This is a genomic window from Mycobacterium sp. 663a-19, assembly GCF_035616495.1.
GTDB lineage: Bacteria > Actinomycetota > Actinomycetes > Mycobacteriales > Mycobacteriaceae > Mycobacterium.
In genome coordinates this window covers 134,652-147,817 of sequence record NZ_JAPJAV010000013.1, presented here as the reverse complement: position 1 = coordinate 147,817, position 13,166 = coordinate 134,652, and the positions used below count along the sequence as shown (strand labels likewise).

The following is a 13,166-nucleotide window of genomic DNA, read 5'->3' as shown; positions in this document are numbered from 1 at the left end:
ACCCCCGCCCAACGACTCGCCCAACTCCTCGACCAAGCCGCCTGAGCAGTTGTTGCACTAACCGATTGACAATGCCCCGGGCGGCGTCGCAGCCGATTAAGTCTCGACGAAACCTGCGCCGCCGATCGCGACGTCCTACGGCCATGAACGACGCATTCCTGGGCAGCGAAGCGCTGCGGCAGCGGAAACTGACGCCATACCAGTTGCGCACCGGGTTTCGCACCGTGTTTCCCGACGTATACCTGCCGGTCGGTGCGCCGGTGACGCTGCGAACGAGTTCGGAGGCGGCGTGGCTATGGTCGCGCCGACGCGGTGTCCTGGCCGGACTGGCCGCCGCGGCGCTGCACGGCTCGAACTGGGTCGACGACGACGCGCCGATCGAGTTGATCTGGCGCAACCCGCACGCGCCGGCCGGCGTGATCACCCGCAACCAGCGACTCGAGAGCGACGAGGTCACCCGGGTCGTGGGCCTCCCGGTGACCACGTCCGCGCGGACCGCTTTCGATCTGGCGCGGCTGCTGCCTGCGAGCGACGCCGTGGCCCGCCTCGATGCGCTCGCCCGGGCCAAGCCGTTCTGCGCCGAGGACGTGTTGCTTCTCGCCAAGCGTCACCCGGGTGCGCGCGGCCTGCGGCAACTTCGGGCCGTGCTGCCCCGGGTCGACCCGGGCGCAGAGTCCCCCAAAGAGACGTGGCTGCGACTACTACTGGTCGACGCCGGATTACCGGTTCCCACAACGCAAATCCCGGTGCAAGAGAACTGGCGCCTGGTTGGCCTGCTGGACATGGGCTGGGAGCGCTACAAGGTGGCTGTCGAGTACGACGGCGATCAGCACCGGACCAGCAGGCGGCAGTACGTCCACGACATGCGCCGGCTGAAAATGCTGCAAAGGCTTGGCTGGATCGTCATGCGGGTCATCGCCGAAGATCGACCCGACGACGTCGTGCGCGAGGTCCGCGAGGCTCTTCGCCGTCAGGGCTGCCGCGACATTTAAGCTACGCACACGACACGCCGGACGGTGTCGCAGTCGTTTAAGTTTCGGCGACGGCATGGCTCGGTAAGGGAGCAACCTCATGCTCGAGGTGATCGACAAGGGAAGCTGCACCGACGCGAACCCGGTGCCGCTGCTTTTCGTGCACGGCGGCTGGCACGGCGCGTGGTGCTGGGAGAACTTCCTGGACTTCTTCGCCGACGCCGGCTACCGCGCGGTCGCGATGAGCCTGCGCGGGCACGGCGCCAGCCCCACCGACAAGCCGCTGCACAAGGTGTCCATCGCCGACTACATCGACGACGTCCGCGCGGTCGCCGGTGACCTGGGTGGCGCGCCGGTGCTGATCGGGCATTCCCTGGGCGGCTACGTGATCCAGCGCTACCTCGAGGACCGCGCCGCCCCGGCCGCGGTGCTGGTGGGTTCGCTTCCGCCGCACGGCGTGCTCGCGGCGGCGCTCCGCGTCTGGCGCCGCCGCCCATGGATGACCGTGCACTCGTTCAACGACCCCACGCTGGTCAAGTTCTTGCGCACCCCGGCGCTGGCCCGCGGATATCTGTTCTGCGCCGACACGCCCCAGGCCATCGTCGAATCCTGCTTCGAACGCGTCGGGCCCGAGAGCATCCGCGCGGCGATGACCGATCCGATGTTCCGCCGGGTCGACACCCGGCGGGTCACCACCCCGATGCTGGTGCTCGGCGCCGTGCACGACGGCTTCGTCAGCATGCGCTCGGTGCGCGCCACCGCACGCGCGTATGCGACCGAGCCGGCGTTCTTCGACATGGGCCACAACATGATGCTCGAACCGGGCTGGCCCGACGTGGCCAAACGGATCGACGCGTGGCTTGGCAGCCGCGACCTGCCCAGCGCGCTCTAGCCGGGCTCGAGTCGCTGCTGCGCCGAAAAGCGTTGGCATGCTACATTTCACACCCGCGCGCGCGGCGTCTAGTGGGGGGAGCGGTGTCGATGCGGCTGGGCAGCGACACCGGCTCGCCATTGCGCGGCTGGCAGCGCCGCGCGCTGGTGAAATATCTGACGGCCCAGCCGCGCGACTTCCTCGCAGTGGCCACCCCCGGTTCCGGCAAGACGACGTTCGCGCTGCGGGTGGCGGCCGAGCTGCTCGCCCAGCGCGCCGTCGAGCAGATCACCGTCGTGGTGCCCACCGAGCACCTGAAGGTCCAGTGGGCCAACGCCGCCGCGCGGCACGGCCTCGCGCTGGACCCGCGATTCTCGAACACCAGCCCGCGGACCTCACCGGAGTATCACGGCGTGCTGGTCACCTACGCCCAGGTCGCCTCGCACCCGACGCTGCACCGGGTGCGCACCGAGCAGCGCAAGACCCTGGTCGTCTTCGACGAGATCCATCACGGCGGCGACGCCAAGACGTGGGGCGACGCCATCCGCGAGGCCTTCGGCGACGCCACCCGCCGACTTGCCTTGACGGGCACGCCCTTTCGTAGCGACGACAGCCCGATCCCGTTCGTCACGTATGCGTCGGGCGCCGACGGGGTGCTGCGTTCGCAGGCCGACCACACCTACGGCTACGCCGAGGCGCTGGCCGACGGCGTGGTCCGGCCGGTGGTGTTCCTCGCCTACTCCGGGCAGGCGCGCTGGCGGGACAGCGCCGGCGAGGAGCATGCGGCGCGACTCGGCGAGCCGCTGTCCGCCGAGCAGACCGCGCGTGCGTGGCGCACGGCCCTGGACCCCGCCGGCGAGTGGATGCCGGCGGTGATCGCCGCCGCCGATGAGCGGCTGCGGCAAAAGCGGGCACACGTGCCCGACGCCGGCGGCATGATCTTCGCCTCCGACCAAACCGCGGCGCGCGCGTACGCCGCCCTGCTGACGAGGCTGACCTCCGAGGCGCCGACGGTGGTGCTGTCCGACGACCCCGGGTCGTCGGCGCGCATCAGCCAGTTCGCCGAGGGCACCGGCCGGTGGCTGGTCGCGGTGCGCATGGTCTCCGAAGGCGTTGACGTGCCCCGGCTTTCGGTCGGGATCTACGCCACCAGCGCGTCGACGCCGCTGTTCTTCGCGCAGGCCGTCGGGCGGTTCGTGCGGTCTCGGCGGCCCGGGGAATCGGCGAGCATCTTCCTGCCGTCGGTGCCCAGCCTGCTGCAGCTGGCCAGTGAGCTGGAGGCCCAGCGCGACCACGTGCTCGGCCGGCCGCACCGCGAGACCGGCGACCCCCTCGACCGGGATCCCGCCGCACGTCGGCAGACCGAAAAGACCGACGCGGACCAGGGTTTCACGTCGCTGGGCGCCGACGCCGAACTCGACCAGGTCATCTTCGACGGCTCCTCGTTCGGCACCGCCGCCCCGGCCGGCAGCGACGAGGAGGCCGACTACCTCGGCATCCCCGGCCTGCTCGACGCCGAGCAGATGCGCGCCCTGCTGCACCGCCGCCAAGACGAGCAGCTGCAGCGGCGGGCGGCCGCCAATCAGGGCGCGCCGGTGCCGTCGGCGACCGTGCACGGCCAACTGCGCGAACTGCGCAGCGAACTCAACACGCTGGTGTCGATAGCCCATCACCGCACCGGGAAACCGCACGGGTGGATCCACAACGAACTGCGCCGCCGCTGCGGGGGCCCGCCGATAGCAGCCGCGACCCGCGAGCAGCTCAAGGCGCGCATCGCCGCTGCGCGGCAACTGAATTCGGAGCGCGCGTGATCGCGGGCTAGCCGACCGCCACGTCCCCCGGGGGGCCCAGCACGGCCAGCAGGTGCTTTTGCACCTCGGCGCGCGCGGTGTGGTCGCCGCCCGGCTCGGCCCCCGGCGGCAGCACCACGCAGAACACGTCGGCGGCGGTCGACCCGAACGTGTTGACCTTCGCCCAGACGATGTCCGCGCCCGCGCGTTCCAGCGCCCGGGTCAGCAGGGCGAGCAAGCCCGGGCGGTCCATCGCGCGCACCTCGAGGACCAGCTGGCCCTCGGCGGCGGTGTCGAGCCACACGATGCGCGGCGGCGCGGTGGAACGCGTGACGGGCACGCCCGCCTGCACCTCGCCCGCCCGGGACGACGCCGAACCGGCGGACTCGGCGTCGCGTTTCTCCACCATGGCGAGGACGTCGATGTCGCCGGCCAGGGCGCCGACGAACTGCTGGCGCAACAGCTCGGCCGCGGCCGGCGAGCCGAAGTGGGGTGACACCAGGAACTCGGTGATCGCGACGCCCTCGTGGCTGTTCACCGTCGCCGAATGAACCCCCAGCGAGTTCAGCGCCAGCACGGCCGCCGCCTTGGACGTCAACCCCCGCTGGTCGGGCGCGACCATCACGACGCGGTAGGCGCGCGACCCGTCGGCCGGCGCGATCTCCACGTGCACGCCGCGGTCGGCCGCAAGCGAAAGATAGTGGGGCGCAGTCGGTTCGGCCTGCGGGAGGGGTTCGCCCGCCATCACCATCCGGCAGCGATTCACCAGATCGTCGACCAGCAGGGCCTTCCATTCGCTCCACACCCCGGGCCCGGTGGCCTTCGAGTCCGCCTCCGTCAGCGCGTGCAGCACCTCGAGCAGTTGCGGGTCCCCGCCGAGCGCGTCCGACACGCCCTCGATGGTTGCGGGGTCGTTCAGGTCGCTGCGGGTGGCCACGACCGGCAGCAGCAGGTGGTGGCGGACCAGTTTGGCCAGCAATTCGCTGTCGGGGCGCGATATCCCGAGCCTGGCCCCGATCTGCAGCGTCATCTCGGCCCCGAGCTCGCTGTGGTCGACGCCGCGGCCCTTGCCGATGTCGTGCAGCAGCGCGCCGAGCGCAAGCAGGTCGGGCCGCGCCACGCGGGTGGACAGGGGCGCCGCGTGGACGGCGGTTTCGACCACGTGACGATCGACGGTCCATTTGTGCGCGACGTCGCGGGGCGGAAGGTCGCGGATCGGGCCCCATTCCGGCAGCAACCGGTCCCACACCCCGGTGCGGTCCAGCGCCTCGATCGTCGTCACCGTGGTGGGCCCGGCGGAGAGCACGACCAGCAGGTCGTCCAGCGCCTCGCGCGGCCAGGGCGTCGGCATCTCGGGGGCGTTGGCCGCGAGGCGATTCAGCGTGGCCGCGCCGATGGGCAACCCGGTGTCGGCCGCCGCGGCCGCCACCCGCAGCACCAGGCCGGGGTCGGTCTCGGGCCGGGCATCGCGGGCGAGCACGATCTCGCCGGCGTACTCGACGACGCCCTCGTCCAGCGGGCGCCGCTTGGGCCGCCGCACCAGGGCCGACACGCCGCGGCGCGGCAGCGCGTTTTCCGCTGTGCGCAAACCACTTTCGGCGTGGTAGGCGATGGTGCGGGCGGCGTCGGAAAGCTTGCGCGCCAAGTCGAACCGGTCCCCGATGTGCAGGGCGGCGCTGATCTCGTCGGCGTACTGGGCCAGCAGCTGATCGCGCCCGCGGCCGGACACCCGGTGCAGCTCGGTGCGCACGTCGAGCAGCGTCAGGTAGGCGTCGTCCAGGGAGCCTCCCGGGGTTTCGGGCCGGCCCATGCCGTGGCGGTCGATCAGCTGGGCCACCCCCAGCGCGTCGAGCAGTTGCACGTCGCGCAGGCCGCCGCGGCCCGACTTCAGATCCGGCTCGGCGCGCTGCGATATCCGGCCGCAACGCTGCCATCGGGCTTGCGTTATCTCGACCAGCTCGTCCATCCGGGAGCGAATTGCGCTGCGCCACTGGCTTCTTGCGCCGGCGATCAACTCGTCGGACAGCCGGGCGTCGCCGACGATGTGGCGGGCGTCCAGCATGCCCAGCGCCGCGATCAGATCCGAATTTGCGACGCCCAGCGTCTGGGAGACGGTTCGCACGCTGTGGTCGAGCCGAACGTTGGCGTCCCACAACGGATACCACAGCTTGTCGGCGACCCGAGCCAGCACGTCGGCGGGCTTGTCGTCGTGCAACAACATCAGGTCCAGATCGGAGTACGGCAGCAGCTCGTGGCGGCCGATCCCGCCGATCCCGACGATCGCGAAGCCGCTGGTGTCGGTGATCCCGATCTCGCCGGCCTTGGCGGTCAGCCACGACTCGTGCAGGTCCAGCCACGCGTGCCGCAGCTCGGCCGCGTGCAGCCGACTGCCATCCGCCAGCAGGTTGCGCCGCGCGGCCGCCAAATCGCCCGCCTCGCAGGCGTTTTCCGTTTCCGTGTCGTCCGGTTCCGATGGCCCGGGCGGGTCGGGACGGTTCGTGTTCATGCCGTCGGCGCCCGCCCGGGTCGGGTCAGCAATTCCCGATCAGGGTCATAGAGCATCGGTTCCGCGTTCACCAGTGCGCACCCGCACAATGGTTTCCACGGGACTGACCCAGACTTTGCCGTCGCCGATCTTGCCGGTGCGCGCCGCCCGGACGATGCTGTCCACGACCTTGTCGACGATGGAGTCGTCGACGACGACCTCGATCCGGACCTTCGGCACGAAGTCGACCGAGTATTCGGCACCGCGATAGACCTCGGTGTGGCCCTTCTGGCGCCCGTAGCCCTGAATCTCGCTGACCGTCATCCCCAGGACGCCCGCGTCCTCGAGGCTGGTCTTGACGTCGTCGAGGGTGAACGGCTTGACGATCGCGGTGATGAGCTTCATTTGGGCTCTACCTCTACTCTCTCGTTCACTCGCCCCTCCAGGCCATTCCGAGTGTCCTCCACGTTGAGGCGGGGCGGAAGCACCGAACCGGTGACCACAGCGAAATCGTATCCGCTCTCGGCGTGCTCGGCCTCGTCGATGCCCGACGACTCCGCCTCTGGGTTGAGGCGCAGCCCGATCGTGTATTTCAGGACCAACGCGATGATAAGCGTTACCACACCGGAGTAGATCAGCACGCTGAACGCGCCGATCGCCTGGCGTTCCAGCTGGGCCCAGCCGCCGCCGTAGAACAACCCCTTTGACACCCCGGCCACGCCGTTGATCGCCGGGCTCTCCGGCGCCGCGAGCAGACCCACCAGCAGCGTGCCCGCCATTCCACCGACCAGGTGGACGCCGACCACGTCGAGCGAATCGTCGAAGCCCAGCTTGAATTTCAGCCCGACCGCCAGCGCGCAGACCACGCCGGCGACCAGCCCGACCACCAGCGCGCCGAGGACGTTGACCGACGAGCACGACGGCGTGATGGCGACCAGCCCGGCGACGATGCCCGACGCCGCGCCCAGCGTCGTGGCCTTGCCGTCGCGGATGCGCTCGGTGAGCATCCAGGCGAGCATGGCGGTGGCGGTCGCGACCGTGGTGGTCATGAACGTCGATCCGGCCGCGCCGTTGGAGCTGGTCGCCGATCCGGCGTTGAACCCGTACCAGCCGAACCACAGCAGGCCCGCGCCGAGCATCACGAACGGCAGGTTGTGCGGGCGGAACAGCGTGGTGGGCCAGCCGCGGCGCTTACCCAGCACGATCGCCAGCATCAGGCCCGCCACACCGGAGTTGATGTGCACGGCGGTGCCGCCGGCGAAGTCGATTGCATGCAGCTTGTTGGCTATCCAGCCGCCGTGCGCGGAGGCGAACTTGTCGAACGCGAACACCCAGTGCGCAACCGGGAAGTAGACGAACGTCGCCCACAGCCCGGCGAACACCAGCCAGGCGCTGAACTTCAGCCGGTCGGACACGGCGCCGGAGATCAGCGCGACCGTGATGATCGCGAACATCAGCTGGAACGCCACGAACACGGTGGCGGGCAGGGTGCCGGCCAGGGGGATGTTCACCGCGGTGGTTCCCGTGCTGGGATCGGCGGCCACGGCGTTGACGCCGATCAGGCCCTTCAGACCCCAGTATTCGGTCGGCTTGCCCATGACGTTGCCGACGTCGTCGCCGAAGGCGACCGAGTAGCCGTACAGCACCCACAGCACGGTCACCACGCCCATGGCGCTGATGCTCATCATGAGCATGTTGAGCACGCTTCGGGCCCGCACCATGCCGCCGTAGAAGAACGCCAGGCCAGGCGTCATCAACAGCACCAATGCGGAACTCGCCAACATCCAGGCGGTGTCGCCGGTATTGGGCTGGCCAAGTATCGGGAATTGGTCCACTCGCTATCACCTCCGGTCGGCCCTGAAATGGCCGTCAGACACGCCTGATGACCTGATCCAGAACCTTGCGCAATGGTTGTTTCGGCAATGGAGCAACCATGTTTCGTCAGGATTAACGTCGCGGTTGCGACGTAAGCGGTTTCAGCCGAGCAACGCGTCGACGAACGCGGCGGGCTCGAACGGCGCCAGGTCGTCGGGCCCCTCGCCGAGGCCGACCAGCTTCACCGGCACGCCGAGTTCCTGCTGAACGCGGAAAACGATGCCGCCCTTGGCCGTTCCGTCCAGCTTCGTCAGCACCGCGCCGGTGATCTCCACGACCTCGGCGAAAACCCGGGCCTGCGCCAGCCCGTTCTGCCCGATGGTGGCGTCGAGCACCAGCAACACCTCGTCGACGGCCGCGCGCCGGCCTACCACCCGCTTGACCTTGTCGAGTTCGTCCATCAGCCCGACCTTGGTGTGCAGCCGCCCCGCCGTGTCGATGACGACGACGTCGGCGCCCGCGGCGATGCCCTTGTCCACCGCGTCGAAGGCCACCGACGCCGGGTCGGCGCCCTCCGGGCCGCGCACCACCTCGGCCCCCACCCGGGCCGCCCAGGTCTGCAGCTGATCGGCGGCCGCGGCGCGGAACGTGTCGGCGGCGCCCAGCACGACGCGGCGCCCGTCGGCGACCAGCACCCGCGCCAGCTTGCCGACGGTGGTGGTCTTTCCCGTCCCGTTGACGCCGACGACCAGCAGCACCGACGGGTGGTCGGCGTGCGGCAGGGCGCGGATCGAGCGGTCCATCGCGGGCTGCAGCTCGTTTATCAGGACGTCGCGCAGCACGGCCTTCGCGTCGGCCTCGGTGCGCACGTTGCCGCTGGCCAGCCGGCTGCGCAGCTGGGAGACCACCGAATCGGTGACCACCGGGCCCAGGTCGGCGACCAGCAGGGTGTCCTCGACGTCCTGCCACGAGTCCTCGTCCAGATCGCCGCCGCCGATCAGGCCCAGCAGGCCGCGGCCCAGCGTGTTCTGCGACCTCGCCAGCCTTCCCCGGAGCCGTTCCAGCCGGCCCTCGGGCGGCGCGATGGCCTCGATCTCGGCGACGGGCGGGGCCGGCTCGGGGAGATGGACGTCTTCGATCGTGCGTTTGGGCGCATCGCGCGGGATGGTCGCGTCGTCGCCCACGGCCGGCAGTCCGCTGGTGTCGATCGTCGGCGTCTGGCTCGGCGTCTGGCTGAACGTGATGCCCGACGACGCGGTGTAGCCCCCCGAGCGGTCGATCGCGCCCGGCTCAGGCCGGGCCGTCAGGCTGATGCGGCGCCGGCGGTAGCGCAGCAGGCCGAAGACCAGCGCGGCGATGACGGCCAGAACAGCGACGACCGCGATGGCGATCCAAAGTCCTTGCGACACGCTGACATTCTTTCAGGGGCCTCGTCACCTACCCGCGCGGGCATTGACTCTGCGCTGACGGCGCACCCTACTCGCACTTCTGCGCCATAGCCGCAGAGTCAACGTCTGGGGCCTAGGGGGCGCTCGAGACCAACTCCACCTGCTGACCGCGCATGCGCTGCGAGATCACCGCGGTGATCCCGTCGTTCTGCATGGTCACGCCGTACAGCGCGTCGGCGACCTCCATCGTCGGCTTCTGGTGCGTGATGATGATGATCTGCGACTGGGCGCGCAGCTGCTCGAACAGGCCGATCAGGCGGTGCAGGTTCACGTCGTCGAGCGCGGCCTCCACCTCGTCCATGATGTAGAACGGCGACGGGCGGGCGCGGAAGATCGCGACCAGCATCGCCACCGCGGTCAGCGCCTTCTCGCCGCCGGACAGCAGCGACAGCCGGGTGATCTTCTTGCCGGGCGGACGCGCCTCCACCTCGATGCCGGTGGCGAGCATGTCGTCGGGGTCGGTCAGCCGCAGCCTGCCCTCGCCGCCGGGGAACAGCGCGGCGAACACGTCGCGGAATTCGCGCTCGACGTCGGCGAAGGCCTCGGTGAACACCTGCAGGATGCGGGCGTCGACGTCGGCGACGACGTCCAGCAGGTCCTTGCGCGCCGCCTTGACGTCCTCGAGCTGGGTGGACAGGAAGTTGTAGCGCTCCTCCAGCGCGGCGAACTCCTCCAGCGCCAGCGGGTTGACCCGGCCCAGCTCGGCCAGGTCGCGCTCGGCGCGCTTGGCCCGCCGCTCCTGGGTGGCCCGGTCGTAGGGCACCGGGGCGGGCGCGGTCACCTGCTCGCCGCGCTCGCGGGCCAGCTCGAACTCGGCCATCTCCAGCTCCGACGGCGGCAGCGCGACATCGGGGCCGTACTCGGCGATCAGATCGGCCGGGGCCATGCCGAACTGCTCCAGCACCATCTGCTCGAGCTGCTCGATGCGCATCGCCGCCTGGGCATCGGCCACCTCGTCGCGGTGCAGCGAATCGGTCAGGGTCGCCACCCGGGCGCCCAGCTGGTGCACCTCGTCGCGGACCGCCGCCATCGCCGCTGACCGCTCCTGCCGCTCGGCGACCAGGGCGTCGCGCATCCGCGACGCGGCGTCGACCACCCGGTCCAGCCGTTCGGCCAGCAGCCGCCCGGCGTCGGCCACCGCGGCCGCCACCGCGGCCGCGCGCAACCGCGCCGCGTGCGCCTGCTGGGCCCGCACCCGCGCCTCGCGTTCGGCGGCGGCCGCCCGGCGCAACGAATCCGCCCGCCCGCGCACCGCGTTGGCCCGTTCCTCGGCGGTGCGCACCGCCAGCCGCGCCTCCACCTCGACGCCGCGCGCGCTCTCGGCCGCGGCCGCGATCCGCTGCCGGGCCTCCGCGTGATCGGGCCCCGCCACGTGCACGTGCTGCGTCTCCTGCGCATTGCGCAGCCGGGTCTCGAGTTCGGTGACCTCCTCGACGGTCTGCGCGCGACTGGCTTCCAGCTCCTCGCGCTGGTGCAGCAGCCGCTTCCACTCCTCTTCGGCGGTGCGGGCCTCCTGCCCGAGCCGGCCGAGCTGCTCGTACATCGCCGAGATCGCGGTGTCGGATTCGTTGAGCGCGGCCAGCGCCTGCTCGGCGGAGTCCTGGCGGGCGGTCTGCTCGGTCAGCGCGCCCGACAGCGCCGCGGTCAGCTGCGCCACCTGCGCCTCCGTGGCGGCCAGCTCGCCGCCGGCCTTGTCGATCTCCGAGGTGACCTCCAGCGTGGACAGCTTGCGGTCGGAACCGCCGCTCACCCAGCCGGCGCCCACCAGGTCGCCGTCGACGGTGACCGCGCGCAGCTGCGGGCGGGCCGCCACCAGATCCAGCGCCTGGCCGAGGTCGCCGACCACCGCGACACCGGAGAGCATCGCCACCATCGCGCCGCGCAGCCGCTGCGGCGCCTCGATCAGGTCGAGCGCCCACAGCGCGCCGGCGGGCAGCTCGCCGGCCGGTCGGGAATCGCCGACGGGCCAGTCACCCAGGACCAGCGCCGCGCGGCCCCCGTCGGCTTGCTTCAGCGCGGCGACCGCCGCACGGGCCGCGCCGAAGCCCTCGACGGCCAGCGCGTCGGCGGCCGACCCGAGCACGGCGGCCAACGCCGTCTCGTACCCGGAACGGACCTTCACCAGCTTGGCGATCGGACCGAAAAGCCCTGCGACGCTATGGTTTTGGGTGAGCCACGCCGCGCCGTCCTTGCGGTCGAGGCCCACCGAGAGCGCGTCGATGCGGGCCCGCAGCGACGCGACCCGGCGCTCGGCGTCGCGCTCGGCGGCCTGCAGCTCGGCGACGCGTTCGTCGGCCAACCGCAGCGCGGCCACGGTGCGTTCGTGGTGCTCGTCCAGGCCGACCTCGCCCTGATCCAGTTCGCCGACGCGGCCCTGCACGGTCTCGAACTCGGCCTTGGTCTGCTGCGCGCGGGCGGCGGCGTGTTCGATGCGTTCGCTCAGGCGCGCGACGCTGTCGTCGATCGATTCGACGCGCGCCCGCATGGTCTCCACCTGGCCGGCCAGCCGCGCCAGGCCCTCGCGCCGGTCCGCCTCGGCCCGGACGGCGGCCAGGTGGGCCCGGTCGGCCTCGGCGGCCTCGCGCTCGCGGTCGGCCAGCTCCGCGCGGGCGGCATCCAGCCGGGTGCGCGCCGCGGCCAGCTCCGCCAGCAGCCGCTGCTCGGCGGCCGCCACCTGCTCGGCCTCGGCCTCCAGCGCGTCGGGGTCGGTGTCGCCGCTCGCCACGGGCTCGGCGTCGAGGTGCTGCGCGCGCTCGTTGGCGATGCGCACCGTGGCGCCCACCCGTTCGGCCAGGGCGGACAGCGAAAACCAGGTGTGCTGGACGGATTCGGCGCGCACCGACAGCTCGGCCAGCGCGGTTTCGTGCGCGGTCAGCTCCTCGGACGCCACGGCGAGGCGGGCGGCGGCCTCGTCGTGCTCGCGGCGCATGGCCGCCTCGGCCTCGAGGATCGCGTCCCGCTCCACCTGCCGGTTGACCAGGTCGTCGGCGGCCAGCCGCAGCCGGGCGTCGCGCAGGTCGGCCTGGATGGTCGCCGCGCGTCGGGCGACCTCGGCCTGGCGGCCCAGTGGTTTGAGCTGGCGGCGCAGTTCGGTGGTCAGGTCGGTGAGCCGGGCCAGGTTGGCCGACATCGCTTCGAGCTTGCGAAGCGCCTTTTCCTTGCGCTTGCGGTGCTTGAGCACGCCGGCGGCTTCCTCGATGAACGCGCGACGATCCTCGGGGCGCGACTGCAGGATCTCGTCGAGCTTGCCCTGCCCGACGATCACGTGCATCTCCCGGCCGATGCCGGAGTCGCTCAGCAGCTCCTGCACATCCATCAAACGGCAACTGGCGCCGTTGATTTCGTACTCGCTGGCGCCGTCGCGGAACATCCGCCGGGTGATCGACACCTCCGAGTACTCGATCGGCAGTGCGTTGTCGGAGTTGTCGATGGTGACGGTGACCTCGGCGCGGCCCAGCGGCGCTCGCGACGAGGTGCCGGCGAAGATGACGTCCTCCATCTTCCCGCCGCGCAGGGTCTTTGCCCCCTGCTCCCCCATCACCCACGCCAGCGCGTCGACCACGTTGGACTTGCCGGATCCGTTGGGCCCGACGACCGCCGTGATGCCCGGCTCGAAGCGCAGAGTCGTTGGCGATGCGAAGGACTTGAAGCCCTTCAGCGTCAGACTCTTGAGGTACACGGCTCGCCAGACTACCGGTCAAATCGCCCCAGTCGCCGCCACCAAGTGGGTGTCGCCAGGCCCCAAATTCGGCCGTCGCCCACAGACCGACGCACCGGCCACAGGAG

Annotated in this window: 8 protein-coding genes; 3 read left to right on the top strand and 5 right to left on the bottom strand. The window is 71.2% G+C overall.

Features of this window, described 5'->3' with window-relative positions:
* Positions 1–143 precede the first annotated feature (143 nt).
* From OQ968_RS21490 to OQ968_RS21480, 3 genes are all read left to right on the top strand, one after another.
* Positions 144–992, top strand: a complete 849-nt coding sequence (locus tag OQ968_RS21490; RefSeq protein ID WP_324681293.1) for an endonuclease domain-containing protein — start codon at positions 144–146, stop codon at positions 990–992.
* 79 nt (positions 993–1,071) lie between these two features.
* Entirely contained in the window at positions 1,072–1,863 is a 792-nt protein-coding gene (locus OQ968_RS21485; RefSeq protein WP_324681292.1) for an alpha/beta hydrolase, read from the top strand.
* A gap of 89 nt (positions 1,864–1,952) precedes the next feature.
* Positions 1,953–3,653 carry a DEAD/DEAH box helicase gene (locus OQ968_RS21480; protein WP_324681291.1) on the top strand — a complete coding sequence of 567 codons (1,701 nt, stop codon included), beginning with the start codon at positions 1,953–1,955 and terminating at the stop codon, positions 3,651–3,653.
* 7 nt (positions 3,654–3,660) lie between these two features.
* Here OQ968_RS21480 and OQ968_RS21475 read toward each other — a convergent pair whose 3' ends face one another.
* From OQ968_RS21475 to smc, 5 genes are all read right to left on the bottom strand, one after another.
* A complete protein-coding gene (locus tag OQ968_RS21475) occupies positions 3,661–6,138 on the bottom strand; it encodes a [protein-PII] uridylyltransferase (protein WP_324681290.1) in 2,478 nt (825 codons plus the stop codon).
* Between the two features lie 45 nt (positions 6,139–6,183).
* On the bottom strand, positions 6,184–6,522 hold the full coding sequence (glnB, locus tag OQ968_RS21470; protein ID WP_003878721.1) for a nitrogen regulatory protein P-II: 339 nt from the start codon (positions 6,520–6,522) through the stop codon (positions 6,184–6,186).
* Entirely contained in the window at positions 6,519–7,952 is a 1,434-nt protein-coding gene (locus tag OQ968_RS21465) for an ammonium transporter (RefSeq protein ID WP_324681289.1), read from the bottom strand. The genes glnB and OQ968_RS21465 overlap by 4 nt, the downstream gene beginning before the upstream one ends.
* Before the next feature lie 141 nt (positions 7,953–8,093).
* Positions 8,094–9,341 (bottom strand): signal recognition particle-docking protein FtsY, encoded by a 1,248-nt coding sequence (gene ftsY / locus OQ968_RS21460; protein WP_324681288.1) that lies wholly within the window; start codon positions 9,339–9,341, stop codon positions 8,094–8,096.
* Between the two features lie 112 nt (positions 9,342–9,453).
* On the bottom strand, positions 9,454–13,059 hold the full coding sequence (gene smc, locus OQ968_RS21455) for a chromosome segregation protein SMC (RefSeq protein WP_324681287.1): 3,606 nt from the start codon (positions 13,057–13,059) through the stop codon (positions 9,454–9,456).
* Between the last annotated feature and the right edge of the window lie 107 nt (positions 13,060–13,166).